Raw genomic sequence first — 16644 nt, forward strand, 5'->3', positions numbered from 1 at the left:
GGACCCACACTGACCTCTCTTATCCTTTTATTCTTTGTCTAACTGACACCATGTTTCATCTGCCAGCGTGATAAATTGCCGGTCGCCGGTCTGTTGCCAACGACGCTCATACCAGCCCGCCATCAATAAGATGACCCACGGGCGCCAGCGTTGAACCTGTCGCCATAGCTGGCGCTCATCAATACGCGCCAGCCGGGCATAATCGCTCACCAGTTGGCGATGCGCCTCAGGGGCGATCCACACCGCCGCCAGCTCCAGCGCGATGTCACCATCGCCCGCATATTCCCAGTCGATCAGCCGCAAGGCCTTCTCGGCGTGGACGATATTGCCGGCGTGCACGTCCATATGTAACGGCGCCAGGCGCAGAGGACGAGGTTCACCACGCCGCAGCAAACGGCGGTACCAGCGCAACCATAATGGCGTACGCCGTGCGCTATCGCACTGCTGCCAGTAGCGTGTAAGCAGTGGCGCCAGCGCAATACGCCAGCCCAGCCGCGGCTGCTGGTGCAGATGATACAATAATCCCGCCAGCTGCGGACTGCCCGGCAGCGCGCTTTTTATCTCGCCCGCGCAATAATCCACCACCATCCAGTTCGGGGAGTAAAAACGCGCTGTGGGGACGATTGTCGCCGGTAGGCGAGATAATGTGCGGTACTGACGAAGGAAGTCGCTGGTGGGGGCTTCAGGGTCGTGCGGCTGGCGAAGCACCAGCCGTCTGACACCATCGCTGATAATGCAGCTGCCGCCGCTCAGGCCTTGCTGGCCCGGGTCGACGACAGGTGAATAGCGGGGAAAATAGCGCGACAACACCTCATCGCGCGTCAGTTTACTGTTGCTGAACTGCACCTTTACCTGACCAAATAATCTCGCCAGTCTGCACCAGCATCAACTGCATTTTCAGCTCCGGCGAATTGACGTTGCCGGTGGCGTTAGAGTACAGCACGTACTGCGCGCCGACGGTGCGGGCAATACCCATCGCTTTACTGCGGCTGCCAAGGCTATCCTGCGGCGACAGGCCAAGCTGTTGTTTTGCCACGTTCAGCTGCTGAGCAGAGACAAGGGTAAATTTGCCATTGCCGCTCAGGGCATTACGCAGCGCGCTGGTGGCATCGGCGGCGTTGAGAGAACCGTTGGTACGGTTATTCACGCTGTCGACCAGCAAAATGCTCCCGGCACTGACGCCGCCAGCCTGCAGCATTTGCCCTGCCAGCGGTTGAACCGCGGCATTCCAGTCGTAATGACGCACGCGTGGCGCCGGCTGTGCCGGTTGCTGCTCGTGCTCGATCGGCCCCGGTTGTTCAGGAATGGTCGGCACCGAAGGCACCGTCGGGACCGTTGGCTGAGGCTGAGCGGGCTGCTCAGGCTTCGGCTTAGCCTCCTCGACGGGAGCGGGCTCTTGACGTTGCCCGACGCACCCAGCAAGGAATATCGCCAGTGCTGTGATTAACGCATAGCGACACATTTTAATCATTACAATTACCCCTTACAGATAAAGATAAAGGCGGGCTTTGTGCGCCCCCAGAAGATTTGCGCTGCCGTATAAAGTGACGGAGGAGCGTGCTGGCACCGTGATGCTGCGGGCCGGTTCCAGCGGATGCATTTCCAGCCCTCGTGCGTCATACCAGAAGAAGCGGTAATGCACGACGATCGGCTCCGACCGTTCATTAAACAGTCGGGAGGTGGCGGTAGCCTGAATTTCTGACGCGGTGACCGACGGTGGATCGGCGCTGATACCCGCCGCCAGCACGTTGGATTCCATCACCAGCGTCTGTTGTTCACCCACAGGGATTTCCGCATGTGAACCGCATCCGGCCAGGAGTACCGCCGCCAGAAGTGTGCCGAAATGAGCTGCGCGCATCGATTAACCTTTATGTGCCAGCATCGGACCCAGCGGGCGACCGCCCAGCAGGTGCATGTGGATATGGTAAACTTCCTGGCCGCCGTGGCGGTTGCAGTTGACGATCAGACGATAGCCGTCGTCAGCCAGACCTTCGTCACGCGCAATTTTCGCGGCGACGGTCATCATGCGGCCCAGCGCCAGTTCATGTTCAGTGGTCACATCGTTGACGGTCGGAATCAGGATATTGGGGATGATCAGAATGTGGGTTGGCGCCTGAGGGGAAATATCGCGAAATGCGGTCACCAGTTCGTCCTGATAAACCATATCCGACGGGATCTCCCGGCGAATGATTTTGCTAAAAATCGTTTCTTCTGCCATGACTGATTCCTTATAAATTTTTATACCGTGCTCTGGCCTGCCTCTGCAGATAAACGCGGATGCACAGGATTCGCCTAAGAGTATGAGCGAGTTACTCCCTCTCTTTCAACCTGATTGCGCTTTTTCTTATGCCACAACGCCGCTGGCTGCTGGCGGATTAATCATATCGCGGGTGACGACCTTTCGCCTGGCCTGCTGACGCGCGTTGTTGAGAACTTTTCTTACGCTTGTTTACACATTAAATACTAATGCGTATATTTCTCATTTGTATTCATTAAGAATGCAGTGCGCTTTAACACAACGATGACCGTGGCCGCAGAGCCCCGGCGCATAACAATAACCATTCGATTAAGGGTTCATGATGTCTCCCACTCTCCATTCCGGGGAATGGCGCCTCGCGCCTTCCCTGCTGGCTGTCGGCATTGCGCTGGCGCTGCACCCCACCCTCAGTTCCGCCGCCGACAACACTGAAGATACTATTATTGTAGAAGGCACAACGGACACCAGCGCTGAGGCGCAGCAGCAGGATTACAGCGTCAAAACCACCACTACCGGCACCAAGCTGCTGTTAGTGCCGCGGGATATCCCGCAATCCGTCAGCGTCATCAGCCAGCAACGCATGGAAGATCAAAACCTGCAGACCATCGGTCAGGTGCTAAGCAACACCACCGGGATCACGCAGCAGGTGCAGGACAGCGACCGTACGGTCTTTTATTCCCGCGGTTTTTTCGTCAGTAACTACGCCTACGACGACCTTCCGACCTCGATCAGCGAAGTGTGGAACTTTGGCGATACCACCACCGATACCGCGATTTATGACCGTATCGAAGTGGTGCGCGGCGCCACCGGCCTGATGAGTGGCTCAGGCAATCCATCAGCCTACGTCAATATGGTGCGTAAACATGCCGATAGCCGTGAGTTCAAAGGCAATGTTTCCGCCAGCTACGGCAGTTGGGACAAGCAACGGTACGTGCTGGACTTGCAGGCACCGCTGGTCGAATCAGGCAACGTGCGTGGACGCATGATTGCCGGCTACCAGGATAACGATTCCTGGGTCGACAACTACCACTACCGCAAAAAATTCCTTTACGGCGTGATAGATGCCGACCTCACCGACAGCACCACCCTGTCGCTGGGCTATGAGTATCAGGAAAGCAATACCGAAGACCCAACCTGGGGCGGCCTGCCGACCTGGTATAGCGATGGCAGCAAAACCCATTACAACCGTAGCGACACCGTTGCGCCGAACTGGGCATACTCCGATAAAGACAGCAAAAAGGTGTTCGCTAACTTCACCCAGCGCTTCGATAACGGCTGGGAAGCGCACATCAACGGTATGCACACCGATACTAACTTCGATACCAAAATGATGTACATGTACGGTTACCCGGATAAGGACACCGGAAATGGCATGGTTGGATACGGCGGCTGGAACCGCGGTGAACGTAAACAGGACGCGGTTGATGCTTTCCTGCGCGGGGGCTTTGACCTGTTTGGCCGCCAGCACGAAATGATGATCGGCGGCAGTCTCAGCCGTCAGCGCAACCATTACGATAACTCACTCCCGGATTCGTTGTACGGGATGGTGGATGTCGGCAGCTTCCGTAACTGGAACAGCAATATTGCCGACCCACAGTGGACCGACTGGCAGCTGTACAGCAAGGACGACATTCGTCAGTCATCGGCCTATACCTCGGCCCGCTTCTCGCTGGCTGACCCGCTGCACCTTATCCTTGGCGCCCGCTATACCAGCTACAACATTCGTTATAACCCTGCCGGTTCACCGCAGACGCGCCTCGAAAGTACCAAAGATGATGTAACCCCGTATGCCGGCGTGGTGTATGACATCAACGACGCCTGGTCGGCCTATGCGAGCTACACCTCGATTTTCCAGCCGCAGGATAAGCGTGATGCCAACGGCCGTTATCTCGACCCGACAACCGGAAAAAGCTACGAAGCCGGCGTCAAAGCCGACTGGTTTAACACCCGCCTGACCACCTCGCTGGCCATCTTCCGCATCGAGCAGGATAACGTGGCCAACAATACCTATACCTACCTGCCGAGCGGCGAGTCTATCTACGAGTCGCTGGATGGCGTAGTCAGTAAAGGGGTGGAGTTCGAGTTGAACGGCGCGCTGACCGATAACTGGCAGCTTACCTTTGGCGCGACCCGCTATATTGCCGAAGACAAGAGCGGTAATGCCGTGAGTTCCGACCAGCCGCGCACCACCATGAAACTGTTCACCCGCTATCAGCTGCCAATGATGCCGGAGCTGACCGTCGGCGGTGGGGTTAACTGGCAAAGCAAAATCTGGAATGACGTGAGCGGCGGGCCAAACGGTCGTGATTACATCGATCAAGGCAGCTACGGCCTGGTGAATCTCTTCAGTCGTTATCAGGTGACCAAAAACTTTGCTCTGCAGGCGAATATCAACAACCTGTTTGATAAAGAGTACTACGACTATGTCGGCTCCTACCTCGTGTATGGCGCCCCACTGAACGTCTCGGTATCCGCCAGCTACGACTTCTAACTTCCTCCTTTCCGGGCAGACATCCTGCCCGGGTATCGACTTTATTTCAGACAATAAAAAAGGCAGCCATTCGGCTGCCTTAGTCTCCCCACATCACGACTTAGTTGCTGCGGATGTACTCATCCATTTCAGTTTTCAGGTTATCGGATTTAGTCCCGAAGATAGCCTGAACACCTGAACCTGCAACAACCACACCTGCAGCACCCAGTTTTTTCAGGCCAGCCTGATCAACTTTTGCCACGTCAGCAACGCTGACACGCAGACGGGTAATACATGCGTCGAGGTTAGTAATGTTTTCTTTACCGCCGAAGGCTGCAATCAGTGCTGGCGCCATTTCGCTGGTCGCACCGACTTTGCTGTCTTCAGTCGAATCTTCACGGCCAGGCGTTTTCAGATCCAGTGCTTTAATCAGCACGCGGAAGACAACGTAGTAAACGATGGCGTAGCAGATACCGACGATCGGGAACAGCCACAGTTTGCTGCTGTTACCGGACAGAACGATAAAGTCGATCAGACCGTGTGAGAACGACGTACCGTCACGCATACCCAGCAGGATACAGATCGGGAATGCCAGACCAGCAAGAATCGCGTGGATGATGTACAGGATCGGCGCAACGAACATGAAGGAGAACTCGATCGGCTCGGTGATACCGGTCAGGAACGAGGTCAACGCTGCGGAGATCATGATACCGCCCACTTTCGCGCGGTTTTCCGGTTTAGCGGAGTGCCAGATAGCGATAGCAGCAGCCGGCAGACCGTACATTTTGAACAGGAAGCCGCCAGACAGTTTACCTGCAGTCGGGTCACCTGCCATGTAGCGCGGGATATCGCCGTGGAAGACCTGGCCTGCGGCGTTGGTGTATTCACCAATCTGCATCTGGAAAGGAACGTTCCAGATGTGGTGCAGACCAAACGGTACCAGGCAGCGTTCGATGAAGCCGTAGATACCGAATGCCACAACCGGGTTCTGATATGCAGCCCACTGAGAGAAGGTCTGAATAGCGCTACCGATCGGTGGCCAAATGAAGGAGAGGATCACGCCGGTGAAAATAGCGGCCAGACCGGAGATAATCGGAACAAAACGCTTGCCCGCGAAGAAGCCCAGATACTCTGGCAGCTTGATGCGATAGAAGCGGTTGAACATGTAGGCTGCAATGGCACCAGAGATAATACCGCCAAGTACACCAGTATCCGCCAGGTGTTTGGCCGCAATTTCTTCAGCAGGTAAATGCAGAACCAGCGGTGCTACGACCGCCATGGTTTTCACCATGATGCCGTACGCCACAACGGAAGCCAGCGCAGAAACGCCGTCGTTATTGGTGAAGCCAAGCGCCACACCGATAGCGAAGATCAACGGCATATTGGCGAAGACTGAACCGCCCGCTTCTGCCATAACGTGGGAAACAACGGCTGGCAGCCAGCTGAAGTTTGCGGAACCGACGCCCAGCAGGATACCTGCGATAGGCAGTACGGAGACCGGCAGCATCAGCGATTTACCGACCTTCTGCAGGTTAGCAAATGCATTCTTAAACATAATTGAGAGTGCTCCTGAGTATTTGGTACTTTTTTACGCTTTCACGCATTGGCCCGGGGGGAGAACCGTGCCGTGGACAGGACATCTAAGCGCCCTTTATTTATTACACAGAGTAAAATAATTACCGAAAAGATTGTTTGACGGCTATCACGTTTCAATCAGTCAGCGCTGAAAAATTTACACCATCTTACATAAGCTGTATCTGGATGTTGCAAAAAGCCGTTCACCGCCTGTTTTGTGGCGGTGAACTTTACTCGCTTTGCGTATTAATTACGAGCCTTAAAATAATAGAAAGATCGACAGGTTACAGCCGGGAGGGGTCAATGTGGAACAGGCTGGCAAAGTTCTGTGTGGTCTGTTGTGCCAGCTGTTCGAGCGAAACGCCCTTCAGCACCGCCATGTACTCAGCAACGTCTCGCACCATCGCCGGCTGGTTCTCTTTGCCACGATGCGGAACCGGTGCCAGGTACGGCGAATCGGTTTCCACCAGCAGACGATCGAGCGGCACATAGCGCGCGGCATCGCGTAGCTGCTCGGCGTTACGGAACGTCACGATCCCGGAAAACGAGATATAGAAGCCCATATCCAGCAATTTACCCGCGGTCTCCCTGTCCTCAGTGAAACAGTGTAGTACGCCACCGCAATCCGTCACCTTTTCTTCCTGCAAAATAGCCAGGGTATCGGCACGCGCATCACGGGTATGAACGATGACCGGCTTGTTGAGTTCGCGGCCGATGCGGATATGGTCGCGGAACGAATCCTGTTGGCGGGGTTTTGTTTCTGGCGTGTAAAAATAATCCAGACCCGTCTCTCCCATGGCGACAACGCCCTCTTCTGCCGCCAGCAGACGCAGTTCTTCAACGTCGTACTCTTCGTCCTGATTGAGCGGGTGAACACCACAGGAGAAAACCACGTTGTCACGCGGCCCGACCAGTTCACGCATTCCGCGGTAACCCGGCAGGGTCGTGGCGACTGCAAGGAAAAACTTCACGTCACGCGCGGCGGCTTTTGCCAGCACATCGTCCACGTCTTTATGCAGCGTTTGATAATCCAGACCATCCAGATGGCAGTGGGAGTCGACTAAAAACATAATGTCTCGCTCAGAGGTGGGATACGGGCAGTACCGTCCCGGGTTGCAGGTAATGTTCCCAGCGCAGAAGGCGCTCGGTTAGCAGCAGTTCGCGGTTGACGCCGACAACGTTCAGCAGCCGATCGCGGCAGGTACTGACATCGCGCGCAATGGCCTGTAACCGGGCAGCAGGCAAAGTCTGAGCCAGTTGGTTGACCAGCGCCCAGGCATCAGGGTTGCTCACCTGGGCAATGCCCTGTTGCCGTTTTTGTGCATCCAGCAGCAGCGATGCCAGCCAGTGCAGACGAACTGCAGCCTGTTCATGATTCAGAATAGACAGCAGCGACAACCAGTCGCCGCTGGTTGTGACATTTTCCAGTGCCGCGATCAGCTGTTGGCGGGCGGACCAATGACTCTCCTGCAGCAGATCCAGCGCAGCGGCGGGAGCGTTGGCGCTCAGTCGCAGCGCTGAAAGCAACGCCTCCTGCGGCAATGCCACCTCACGTTCCAGCCACGCCAGCCCATAGGATTCCGTCGGCGGCATCAGGTGATACAGACGACAGCGGCTACGCAGCGTGGCCAGCAAACGCGCGGGCTCCTGGCTGACCAGGAAAAACCAGGTATTCTCCGGCGGCTCTTCCAGGGTTTTTAACAACGCATTAGCCGCGGCATCGGTTAACTGCGCGGCATCAGCGATCCACACCACCTTGGCGCCGCCGAGACGTGAACGCTCATACAGCTTTTCGTTGACGTCACGTACGGCGTCAATTCCAAGGGCGCTTTTGCCCTTTTCCGGCGCCAGGGTGTAGTAGTCGGGGTGCGTGCCAGCCTGCATCAGCTGGCAGCTATGGCAATGTCCGCAGCTTTTGTTCCCTTCAGGCTGCCGGCACATCAGATAACGACATAGCGCGTAGATCAGCGCATCGCCTCCCATGCCAGGCAGTGCCTGAAGCAGTAACGCATGGTGACCCCGTCCAGCCTGATAGCTGGCGACTAATTGCTCAAATGACGGGCGTAACCACGGGTACCATTTCATGCGCGTTGCTCCGCAACCCACTGGCTGATGAGCGCATGGATATCACGGGCGACAGCGTCCAGCGGCTGAGTGGCGTCAATGGTGCGGATCGTCGGGTCCTGCGCCGCCAGCTCCAGATAACGAGCCCGGGTACGATTGAAGAAATCCAGCGACTCCTGCTCGATACGGTCGAGATCGCCGCGGGCACGCGCGCGTTTCAGCCCGACTTCTGGCGTCACATCCAGGTACACCGTCAGGTTCGGACGGAAATCACCCAGTACGGCATCACGCAGGGTAGCGAGCATGGTCTGGTCAATACCACGCCCCCCGCCCTGATAGGCCTGGGTCGACAGATCGTGACGGTCGCCGATTACCCACTGTCCGTTGGCCAGCGCTGGCTTAATCACCGTTTCCACCAGCTGAACGCGGGCGGCATAAAACATCAGCACTTCGGCTTTGTCATTAATGACTTCATCGCCGGTGGACTGGATATCCAGTACCAGGCTGCGCAGTTTTTCAGCGAGAATGGTCCCGCCCGGTTCCCGGGTAAACACCAGATCGCTGATGCCCGATTGTTGCAGCGCCTCTACGACCAGATTACGTGCCGTGGTCTTTCCCGCGCCTTCCAGGCCCTCGATGACAATGTAATTACTGCGCATTTTTTTCCTTAAGTACTTTCAGATAATCCTGAACCGAGCGGTTGTGGCTGGCCAGATTAGTATTAAACGTATGCCCGCCCTTGCCGTCGGCAACAAAATAGAGATACGGCGACTTCGCCGGGTGGGCCGCCGCGTTCAGCGATGCCTCTCCCGGTGCGGCGATAGGCCCCGGCGGCATACCGGCGATCACATAGGTATTGTAAGCCGTCGGCGTCTCGAGATCTTTGCGACTGAGCTTGCCATTATAGCTCTCACCCATCCCGTAGATCACCGTCGGGTCAGTCTGCAACCGCATGCCAATTCGCAGACGGTTAATAAATACCGACGCCACGCGGTCGCGCTCTTCCGCAACCGCCGTCTCTTTCTCAATGATGGATGCCATGGTCAGCAGCTGATTCTGGTCTTTGTACGGCAGGTTATCCATCCGCCCTTCCCAGGCCTTGTTGACCTGAGTGACCATTTTCTGATGCGCACGCTTGAGGATCGCCACATCGCTGGTATTGGCGGTATACATCCAGGTATCCGGCCAGAACCAACCTTCAACCCAGTCAGCATGTTCAAGATCCAGGGCCTTGGCGACCGTCTCGTAGCTGTCGTCGGCAAGCGTATGTTTGACATAAGGCGCATCGCGAAGCTGGCGCAGATAATCGCTGACCCGCATCCCCTCCACGAAACGCAGCGGGAACTGCGCCTCTTTGCCGCTACCCAACAATTGCAGCATCTCACGCACCGTCATGGACGGCGTGAGGCGGTAGGTACCGGCTTTAAAATGGGATAATTCAGGCTCCAGGCGCAGCAACCACTGGAACACGCGTGGTCGGTTGATTAGCTTGTCGCCATAGAGCTGCTCGCCCAACGCCATGCGGCCGGTGCCAGCCTCCAGGGTGAAGATGGTCTCTTCTTTAATCAGCAGTTTGCTATCGGCAAGCTGGCGAACTTTCCAGATGCCCGCGCCGGCAGCAATGCCCAGCACCACCAATAACAGCAGGATAAAACGTAACATTTTCTTCATGACTAACCAGACAGCTCACACAGTGGGGCTAAAAAATGATAAAGCTCTCGCGAGGACCAGCATGTCTGGTCCCAGCGGCGAACCGGTACCAGCGGCATCAGCGCATTACAAATCAGCACTTCGTCAGCCTCCTGCAACGCATCGGGAGCCGCTGTGACTTCGACAACGCCAAACGGAGATTGTGCCAGCTGTGCAATACAGTGCTGGCGCATAATGCCGTTGACCCCCGCCTGATCGAGGCGCGGAGTAAAAACCGTCGTCCCTTTACGCCAGAACAGATTCGCGGCACAGCATTCCGTAAGCCACCCATCGCTGTCAAGAACCAGCGCTTCATCGGCTTCCGTCTGCTCAAGATGAGAACGGATCAGCACCTGCTCCAGTCGGTTCAGATGCTTAAGCCCGGCCAGCGCAGGATTACGCCCGAGACGAATCGGGCTAAGTGCCAGGGCGACGCCCGTCTCTTGCCAGCGGGTATAGTGTGCCGGGTAAGGCGAAACGCTCAGAATACGCGTCGGTGCCTGGCATAACGTGCCGCTATAGCCGCGGCCGCCTGCACCACGGGTCAGAATGACTTTCAGCACGCCACTTTGCTGCGCAAGAGAAAGGCGCTGCATTTCAGCTTCCAGCGTTTGCCATTGCGTGTAGGGAATTAGCAGTTTTTCGCAGGCCTGCTGTAAGCGTCGCAGGTGAGCCGGCAGCATGTGCACCTGACCGTCAACAATGCGCGCGGTGGTAAAGCACCCGTCGCCAAACTGTACGCCCCGGTCGCTGGCGGCCAGGGTGTCCTGTTCAATGCCATTAATCAAGAACATAGCGGCTCCTTTTCGATGGCCTGTCAGTGTCTCAGGATGAATGTCGTGGGACAAGCAGAGAAAGCTGAAGAAAAAAGAAGGCCTGCATAAATGCAGGCCTGAGAGATGTCAGCGGGGTAAACGAGACGCTTAGACCTTTTTAAAGATCAGCGATCCGTTAGTGCCACCAAAACCAAAGGAGTTACACAGGGTGTATTCCATACCGGCAACCTGACGCGCTTCGTGCGGGACGAAGTCCAGGTCACAACCCTCATCCGGATTATCCAGGTTGATGGTCGGAGGAACCGCGCCATCGCGCAGCGCCAGAATGGAGTAGATAGATTCTACTGCCCCGGCGGCGCCCAGCAGGTGCCCGGTCATTGATTTGGTTGAGCTGACCATCACACGGCTCGCCGCATCGCCAAAGACCGACTTAACGGCCTGCGCTTCTGCTTTATCGCCAGCCGGCGTGGAGGTACCGTGCGCATTGACGTAAGCGATTTGACCCGCTTCAATCCCGGCATCGCGGATAGCATTAACCATCGCCAGCGCGGCGCCCGCGCCGTTCTCCGGCGGAGAGGTCATATGGTAAGCATCGCTGCTCATGCCAAAACCGACGATTTCTGCGTAGATTTTCGCGCCGCGTTTTTTCGCGTGCTCGTACTCTTCCAGCACCACCATACCCGCGCCATCGCCCAGTACAAAACCGTCGCGATCTTTGTCCCACGGACGGCTTGCAGCCTGTGGGTTTTCGTTGTGGGTAGAGAGCGCACGCGCAGCACCAAAGCCACCCACGCCAAGCGGGGTACTGGCTTTTTCAGCACCGCCAGCCACCATTGCGTCAGCATCGCCATACGCAATGATACGCGCGGCCTGACCAATGTTGTGCACGCCTGAAGTACAAGCGGTCGCGATAGAGATACTTGGTCCACGCAGACCAAACATGATGGTCAGATGCCCGGCCACCATGTTAACAATTGTAGACGGTACAAAGAACGGGCTAATCTTACGAGGACCACCGTTCGTTAAAGAACTATGGTTTTCTTCGATCAGGCCGAGGCCGCCAATACCGGAACCGATAGCGGCACCGATGCGGGTTGCGTTCTCTTCCGTTACTTCAAGACCAGAATCCTGCATGGCCTGAACGCCAGCGACAATTCCATATTGAATGAAGGCATCCATCTTGCGCTGTTCTTTGCGCGAGATAATGTCATCACAGTTAAAATCCTTTACTAAGCCAGCAAATTTTGTTGCATAGGCGCTAGTATCGAAATGGTCGATCAGGCTGATGCCACTCTGACCGGCAAGGAGAGCTTTCCAGGTAGACTCTACGGTATTGCCGACAGGAGACAACATGCCCAGTCCGGTCACAACTACACGACGCTTAGACACGGTTGTCCTCCAGGGAGGGAAAATAGATTCTTGTGGGACAAAAAGATAAAACTCAGGCGGTCGAATGACCGCCTGGAGATGTTCACTTACGCCTGGTGACCGTTGATGTAATCAATGGCAGCCTGAACAGTGGTGATTTTCTCAGCTTCTTCGTCCGGAATCTCAGTATCAAACTCTTCTTCCAGAGCCATTACCAGCTCAACGGTGTCAAGAGAATCAGCGCCCAGGTCTTCAACGAAGGAAGCATTGTTGGTAACTTCTTCCTGCTTAACGCCCAGCTGTTCGCCGATAATTTTCTTAACGCGTTCTTCGATAGTGCTCATACTCTTAAATTTCCTATCAAAACTCGCTTTCGCGATGGTTTTCGTAGTGTATAAAATGTTGAAAAATTTGCAACTAAATCCCGGCAGGTCTTACCACGATTTTACGCTATTTTGAGGCCGTTTGCCCTCAGAACGCAAATCATTTTGCACAAAACCGTATGAGGGATCGCACAGACTGCGCGGTTCCTGAACGTTTTGTGCAAATCTCGGTCAGACCATGTACATTCCGCCGTTGACGTGCAGGGTTTCACCAGAGATGTAACCTGCTTCGTCAGAAGCTAAGAATGCAACCGCACTGGCGATTTCTTTTGCATCGCCGAGGCGACCCGCCGGAACTTGCGCCAGAATACCCGCACGCTGATCATCAGACAGCGCACGCGTCATGTCCGTTTCAATAAAGCCCGGAGCAACAACGTTAACCGTAATACCGCGGGACGCGACTTCACGTGCCAGCGATTTACTAAAACCAATCAGACCCGCTTTCGCCGCAGCGTAGTTGGCCTGACCAGCATTTCCCATGGTACCGACCACAGAACCGATAGTAATAATGCGGCCGTGACGCTTTTTCATCATAGCGCGCATTACTGCTTTTGACAGACGGAAAACTGATGACAGATTGGTTTCGATAATATCGTTCCACTCGTCATCTTTCATCCGCATTAACAGGTTATCACGAGTAATACCGGCATTGTTAACCAGGATATCAACTTCACCAAACTCTGCGCGAATATTTCCCAGAACAGATTCGATAGATGCTGGCTCGGTCACATTCAACAGCAGACCTTTACCATTAGCACCTAAATAATCGCTGATCGCCTGCGCACCGCTCTCGCTAGTGGCAGTACCAATCACTTTCGCGCCACGGGCGACGAGAGTCTCTGCGATTGCACGGCCAATACCGCGACTTGCACCGGTAACCAGCGCGACTTTTCCTTCAAAACTCATGGTATTCCTCTTTTATTGCTCAAGCGCCGCAGACATCGCTGCAGGCTCGTTAAGCGCGGAAGCGGTCAGGGTGTCAACAATACGTTTAGTCAGGCCGGTGAGGACTTTACCCGGACCCACTTCATACAGATGCTCTACGCCCTGGGATGCCATAAACTCAACGGTTTTGGTCCACTGAACCGGGCTGTACAGCTGGCGAATCAAGGCATCGCGAATCGCATCAGGTGCCGTTTCGCATTTCACATCAACGTTGTTCACGACGGAAATGACCGGTGCGTTGAACGTGATTTTCTGCAGTTCAACCGCCAGTTTCTCTGCTGCAGGTTTCATCAGTGCGCAGTGGGACGGCACGCTCACCGGCAGCGGCAGCGCACGTTTAGCACCCGCGGCTTTACAGGCGGCACCAGCACGCTCAACGGCTTCTTTGTTGCCGGCAATGACCACCTGACCAGGAGAGTTGAAGTTTACAGGAGAAACCACCTGCCCTTCAGCAGACTCTTCACAGGCTTTCGCAATGGATGCATCGTCAAGGCCGATAATGGCGGACATCGCACCAGTGCCTTCCGGAACGGCTTCCTGCATGAACTTACCGCGCAACTCCACCAGACGCACGGCATCAGCGAAATCAATCACCCCGGCGCATACCAGCGCGGAGTATTCACCAAGGCTGTGGCCAGCCAGCAGTGCCGGGGCTTTGCCGCCCTGCTGCTGCCAGGCGCGATACAGCGCTACGGATGCGGTCAACAGTGCCGGCTGAGTCTGCCAGGTTTTGTTCAGTTCTTCTGCCGGGCCCTGCTGAACAAGCGCCCACAGGTCGTAACCCAACGCCGCAGAGGCTTCGCGAAATGTCTCTTCGATAACCGGAAAGGTTGCTGCCATGTCAGACAACATACCGACGGTCTGAGAACCCTGTCCCGGGAACACAAAAGCAAATTGCGTCATGTCTAAATCCTTATACTAAAAACGAACCAGCGCGGAACCCCAGGTGAAACCGCCACCAAAGGCTTCCAGCAGAATCAGCTGACCACGTTGAATGCGGCCATCGCGTACCGCTTCATCCAGCGCACAAGGAACGGAAGCCGCAGAAGTGTTGCCATGACGGTCAAGCGTCACAACCACATTATCGATCGACATTCCCAGTTTTTTCGCCGTCGCGCTGATGATGCGCAGGTTCGCCTGATGCGGCACCAGCCAGTCCAGCGCGGAGCGTTCGAGATTGTTCGCTGCCAGCGTCTCATCAACAATGCGCGCCAGCTCGGTCACTGCCACTTTAAATACTTCGTTGCCAGCCATCGTCAGATAGATCGGGTTTTCCGGATCCACGCGATCGGCGTTTGGCAGCGTCAACAGCTGGCCGTAACGACCATCTGCATGCAGATGGGTAGAGATAATGCCCGGCTCTTCAGAAGCGCCCAGCACCACGGCCCCCGCACCATCACCAAAAATGATGATCGTCCCGCGATCGGTCGGATCGCAGGTGCGTGCCAATACGTCAGCGCCAATCACCAGCGCGTAATCTACTGAACCGTTTTTGACGTATTGATCGGCAATGCTCAGCGCATAGGTGAACCCTGCGCAGGCCGCCGCAACGTCAAAGGCCGGGCAACCATTAATACCCAGCATAGACTGAATCTGACAGGCTGAACTTGGAAACGCATGAGTCCCGGAGGTGGTCGCAACAATGATCAGACCAATTTGCTCCGGCGAAACGCCCGCCATTTCCAGCGCATTTTTTGCCGCTTCAAAACCCAGCGTAGCAACGGTTTCATTCGGTGCAGCAATACGACGTTCACGGATACCCGTACGGGTGACAATCCACTCGTCAGACGTATCTACCATTTTCTCCAGGTCGGCGTTAGTACGCACTTGCTCGGGCAGATAGCTGCCGGTACCAATAATCTTCGTATACATGTACGCTCAGTCACTCTAGGGTAATATACCCGCCTTGTTCGAACCGCTGGTGCGTCAGTCTTGCGGGTTCGTCCCGCTTTGCTGTCGGGAGTTGCCGTTGCTGTCGCCCGTGGGCAGTTCAAAACCAGCTGGGTATAAAGATTCCAGGCGAGCGGCAATCCGCTGAGGAATCTGCCGCTGCACCGCCTGCACTGCCTGCTCTATCGCCACGCTGAAGGCGCGCTGATTGGCAGCACCATGACTCTTAATCACGGAACCGCGCAATCCTAACAGACAGGCGCCATTATACTGGTCGGGGTTGAGGTGACTGAATCGCCTGGCCAGGCTTTTTTGTAACCAACGCTTCAATAACAGCAGCCACCACGACCGTTTTTTGCCCTCACCCTGCGATTTCAGCAGCGAAAGGAACATTCTGACAACACCTTCCATAGTTTTTAATGTGACGTTGCCCGTGAATCCATCACAAACCAGTACATCGGTTTTGCCCGTCAATAATTCGTTAGCTTCAAGATAGCCGATATAGTTAAGTGACGGCAGCGTTTTCAACACTGCAGCAGCATCGCGGATGCTGCTGAGTCCTTTCATCTCCTCTTCGCCGATATTCAGCAGCGCGACGCGAGGATTTTCAATACCGACCACTTCTTCTGCCAGCACCGCTCCCATCACCGCAAACTGCACCAGCATCGTGCTATCACAATCGACGTTAGCGCCTAAATCCAGCACCACCGTTTTGCCCTTCTGCTGATGCGGCAGGACCGTCACCAGCGCCGGACGCTCAATCCCCTCAATGGGCTTGAGTAATAATTTTGCCAACCCCATCAGCGCACCGGTATTCCCGGCGCTGACACAGGCTTGCGCCCGGCCTTCTTTTACTAACTCCAGCGCCACGCGCATTGAGCTTCCGCGACTGCTGCGGATCGCTTGTGCGGGCCGCGCATCACTAGCAATAACTGACTGCGCAGGGATGACCTGCAGACGCGAACGTTGTTCGAAATCAGCTTTGGCAAGTAATGGCGTGATGGTGTCGGGATCGCCGACTAAAAGAAGTGTGAGTTGCGAATTAGAGTTCAGTGCCTGCAGTGCTGCAGGCACTGTCACGGTGGGGCCAAAATCGCCCCCCATGACATCTAACGCCAGGGTTAGACGTGTCAAGGTATCGTCGCTGCCCGCTTCGGTTATTCCCCAGTTGCCTGGGGATATCCTCGCTAAGCTTCATCACGCTTTTACTCTTTGTCTTTTACGCAA

17 protein-coding genes are annotated in these 16644 nt (G+C 55.6%); 1 reads left to right on the plus strand and 16 read right to left on the minus strand.

The window, feature by feature from the left end; translation table 11 throughout:
- Nucleotides 1–27: 27 nt before the first annotated feature.
- From thiK to hinT, 4 genes are read right to left on the minus strand one after another with little or no spacing between them, the layout of a single operon-like run.
- Nucleotides 28–846 carry a thiamine kinase gene (thiK, locus tag ACMYSP_RS02915; RefSeq protein ID WP_434585466.1) on the minus strand — a complete coding sequence of 273 codons (819 nt, stop codon included), beginning with the start codon at nucleotides 844–846 and terminating at the stop codon, nucleotides 28–30.
- The gene (lpoB, locus tag ACMYSP_RS02920) at nucleotides 827–1462 is read right to left on the minus strand and encodes a penicillin-binding protein activator LpoB (protein ID WP_434587002.1); all 636 of its coding nucleotides are present in this window, start codon (nucleotides 1460–1462) and stop codon (nucleotides 827–829) included. The genes thiK and lpoB overlap by 20 nt, the downstream gene beginning before the upstream one ends.
- Nucleotides 1463–1483: 21 nt before the next feature.
- On the minus strand, nucleotides 1484–1858 hold the full coding sequence (locus ACMYSP_RS02925) for a YcfL family protein (RefSeq protein WP_123753831.1): 375 nt from the start codon (nucleotides 1856–1858) through the stop codon (nucleotides 1484–1486).
- A 3-nt stretch (nucleotides 1859–1861) separates the two neighbouring features.
- Nucleotides 1862–2218 (minus strand): purine nucleoside phosphoramidase, encoded by a 357-nt coding sequence (hinT, locus tag ACMYSP_RS02930; RefSeq protein ID WP_123753830.1) that lies wholly within the window; start codon nucleotides 2216–2218, stop codon nucleotides 1862–1864.
- A gap of 358 nt (nucleotides 2219–2576) precedes the next feature.
- On the opposite strand from hinT, the gene fhuE reads away from it, so the two are divergent.
- Nucleotides 2577–4748: a ferric-rhodotorulic acid/ferric-coprogen receptor FhuE gene (gene fhuE / locus ACMYSP_RS02935; protein WP_434585467.1), complete on the plus strand. Its 2172-nt coding sequence runs from the start codon at nucleotides 2577–2579 to the stop codon at nucleotides 4746–4748.
- A 100-nt stretch (nucleotides 4749–4848) separates the two neighbouring features.
- Here fhuE and ptsG read toward each other — a convergent pair whose 3' ends face one another.
- The 12 genes from ptsG to plsX all read right to left on the minus strand — a co-directional run bounded on the left by ptsG (nucleotide 4849) and on the right by plsX (nucleotide 16551).
- Entirely contained in the window at nucleotides 4849–6282 is a 1434-nt protein-coding gene (gene ptsG / locus ACMYSP_RS02940; protein ID WP_123753827.1) for a PTS glucose transporter subunit IIBC, read from the minus strand.
- A 304-nt stretch (nucleotides 6283–6586) separates the two neighbouring features.
- Nucleotides 6587–7372 (minus strand): metal-dependent hydrolase, encoded by a 786-nt coding sequence (locus ACMYSP_RS02945; RefSeq protein ID WP_434585468.1) that lies wholly within the window; start codon nucleotides 7370–7372, stop codon nucleotides 6587–6589.
- Nucleotides 7373–7382: 10 nt separating this feature from the next.
- On the minus strand, nucleotides 7383–8387 hold the full coding sequence (holB, locus tag ACMYSP_RS02950; protein WP_434585469.1) for a DNA polymerase III subunit delta': 1005 nt from the start codon (nucleotides 8385–8387) through the stop codon (nucleotides 7383–7385).
- The gene (tmk, locus tag ACMYSP_RS02955) at nucleotides 8384–9025 is read right to left on the minus strand and encodes a dTMP kinase (protein ID WP_434585470.1); all 642 of its coding nucleotides are present in this window, start codon (nucleotides 9023–9025) and stop codon (nucleotides 8384–8386) included. The genes holB and tmk overlap by 4 nt, the downstream gene beginning before the upstream one ends.
- On the minus strand, nucleotides 9015–10037 hold the full coding sequence (yceG, locus tag ACMYSP_RS02960; RefSeq protein ID WP_434585471.1) for a cell division protein YceG: 1023 nt from the start codon (nucleotides 10035–10037) through the stop codon (nucleotides 9015–9017). The genes tmk and yceG overlap by 11 nt, the downstream gene beginning before the upstream one ends.
- Nucleotides 10038–10039: 2 nt before the next feature.
- Nucleotides 10040–10849, minus strand: a complete 810-nt coding sequence (gene pabC / locus ACMYSP_RS02965) for an aminodeoxychorismate lyase (RefSeq protein ID WP_434585472.1) — start codon at nucleotides 10847–10849, stop codon at nucleotides 10040–10042.
- Nucleotides 10850–10978: 129 nt separating this feature from the next.
- Nucleotides 10979–12220, minus strand: coding sequence for a beta-ketoacyl-ACP synthase II (gene fabF, locus ACMYSP_RS02970; RefSeq protein ID WP_434585473.1), 1242 nt, complete (start codon nucleotides 12218–12220; stop codon nucleotides 10979–10981).
- An 86-nt stretch (nucleotides 12221–12306) separates the two neighbouring features.
- Nucleotides 12307–12543 carry an acyl carrier protein gene (acpP, locus tag ACMYSP_RS02975; protein WP_000103754.1) on the minus strand — a complete coding sequence of 79 codons (237 nt, stop codon included), beginning with the start codon at nucleotides 12541–12543 and terminating at the stop codon, nucleotides 12307–12309.
- Nucleotides 12544–12753: 210 nt separating this feature from the next.
- Nucleotides 12754–13488 carry a 3-oxoacyl-ACP reductase FabG gene (gene fabG / locus ACMYSP_RS02980; RefSeq protein ID WP_434585481.1) on the minus strand — a complete coding sequence of 245 codons (735 nt, stop codon included), beginning with the start codon at nucleotides 13486–13488 and terminating at the stop codon, nucleotides 12754–12756.
- 12 nt (nucleotides 13489–13500) lie between these two features.
- A complete protein-coding gene (gene fabD / locus ACMYSP_RS02985; RefSeq protein WP_434585482.1) occupies nucleotides 13501–14430 on the minus strand; it encodes an ACP S-malonyltransferase in 930 nt (309 codons plus the stop codon).
- A gap of 15 nt (nucleotides 14431–14445) precedes the next feature.
- Nucleotides 14446–15399 carry a beta-ketoacyl-ACP synthase III gene (locus tag ACMYSP_RS02990; protein WP_123753818.1) on the minus strand — a complete coding sequence of 318 codons (954 nt, stop codon included), beginning with the start codon at nucleotides 15397–15399 and terminating at the stop codon, nucleotides 14446–14448.
- A 54-nt stretch (nucleotides 15400–15453) separates the two neighbouring features.
- On the minus strand, nucleotides 15454–16551 hold the full coding sequence (gene plsX / locus ACMYSP_RS02995) for a phosphate acyltransferase PlsX (protein WP_434585484.1): 1098 nt from the start codon (nucleotides 16549–16551) through the stop codon (nucleotides 15454–15456).
- Nucleotides 16552–16644: the final 93 nt, after the last annotated feature.

Source organism: Klebsiella sp. R390 (assembly GCF_051131745.1).
In the GTDB taxonomy this organism is placed as follows: Bacteria; Pseudomonadota; Gammaproteobacteria; order Enterobacterales; family Enterobacteriaceae; genus Klebsiella.